Annotated in this window: 2 protein-coding genes; both read right to left on the bottom strand. The window is 52.0% G+C overall.

Annotated elements, in window-relative coordinates:
- Positions 1 to 66: 66 nt before the first annotated feature.
- Positions 67 to 684, bottom strand: a complete 618-nt coding sequence (locus tag KDK17_RS05820) for a 3'-5' exonuclease (RefSeq protein WP_257253891.1) — start codon at positions 682 to 684, stop codon at positions 67 to 69.
- Positions 685 to 686: 2 nt separating this feature from the next.
- Positions 687 to 1425 (bottom strand): hypothetical protein (locus KDK17_RS05815; protein ID WP_257287572.1); only part of this gene is annotated, 739 nt, incomplete at its 5' end.

Below are 1425 nucleotides of genomic sequence, written 5' to 3'. Positions count from 1 at the left end.
AGAGATAGCAAATGCAACAAACCCCGCCATAGCAGCGGGGTTTTCTTTCTGGGAGCGCTTTAGTGATCACTCCCTAAAATGCAAAGCCAACTCCTTCTCAGCCTTCCCACCCTCGACAGTCCGAGCCAGATCCACCGCGCCCTGCAACTCCCCCCAGATCGCAGACACATACCTCGCCTGATGAACAGCATCGCTCAACGCATCATGCTTAACCCCATCGAAAAAAAAGTCCCGCTTGGGATCAATGCCCAGGATCGTCCGGCCCAGCTCAACGATGGTTCTCACGTCCCGATGATTCCAAAAGGCCCAGGGCGCTTTCAGACCACAGACATCAAAGGCATTTTCCAGAATCACATTATCGAACGAGGCACCATTGCCCCAGAGCTGGACAGAGCGCCTGAGTCTCTCCGGGATGAAGTCAAGAAATTCCTGTAACACTTCTGGTAATGGATAGCCGGAACGCTGGAAGATAGCCCGTGCATCATCGTCCTGCTTCAACCACCACTCAACGGTGGAAACGTCCATCTTTAAGCCTTCATCCACTGAAGACTGCAAAGTGACATTTCGAGAGAAGGTCTCCCCGATCTGACCTGTTACCGGGTCAAAGAAACAAGCCCCGATGCCAATAATGGCAGCCTGACTGCCGTTGCCCATGGTTTCCAGATCGACCATTAGATGTTTCATTCTTATTCTCCATTCACAATAAAGGACTTACCACTCGCCGCAATCAGTCCCATCTGTTCCATTTGTTTGATGATGTGTTTCGCCTTCGGGTACCCAACCTTCAGGCTGTCTTTAACAAACCGCACGGAGATCATTTCTCCGGGAGTCTGTTCTCTTATCAGCTGCCTGGCTTCCTCCAGTTTGCTGAGTTCTGTTTCTTCTGGCTCTTGCTCTTGCGTTTCTGAATCTTGTTCCTGTTCCTCCTGCGTTTCCGTTCTCGGTTCCCGGTGTTCCCGTTCCTGTTCTCGGTGTTCCTGTTCCTGTTCTCGGTGTTCCCGTTCCTGTTCTCGGTGTTCCCGTTCCTGTTCTCGGTGTTCCTGTTCCCGTTCCTGCCTGCGCTCCAGAGCAATCAGACAACTGGCCAAAACCGCGCCGCCATCCAGAAGCAAAGCAAAGATCAGGAACGCAAAGCGCCGGGCCTGTTCACTGTCTACTCCATAGAGTTCTGCGGTTCTGGCAAAAGGAGAGTCACTGGTCAGGACCGAACGTTCCTGATTCTGTTCCTCGATCTTGTCCAGTGTTTCCAGAGCACGATTCCTATAGCCGCTATCAATATCTTTCCGGGCTGCTTCGGTTCTCAACTCAATAACAGAAGTAATGGATGTATAACGCTGAGAGTCTTTCCGGTAGCTCTGTTCCCCGTGTTCCAGAAACGCCACTGCTGCCAGAGTGGAGACCGTGAACACCACCAGGCCATAAAGC

The sequence above is a fragment of the Endozoicomonas sp. SESOKO2 genome (assembly GCF_024606245.1).
GTDB lineage: Bacteria > Pseudomonadota > Gammaproteobacteria > Pseudomonadales > Endozoicomonadaceae > Endozoicomonas_A.
The sequence above is the reverse complement of the archived record's forward strand: the minus strand, read 5'-3'. Positions and strand labels throughout refer to the sequence as shown.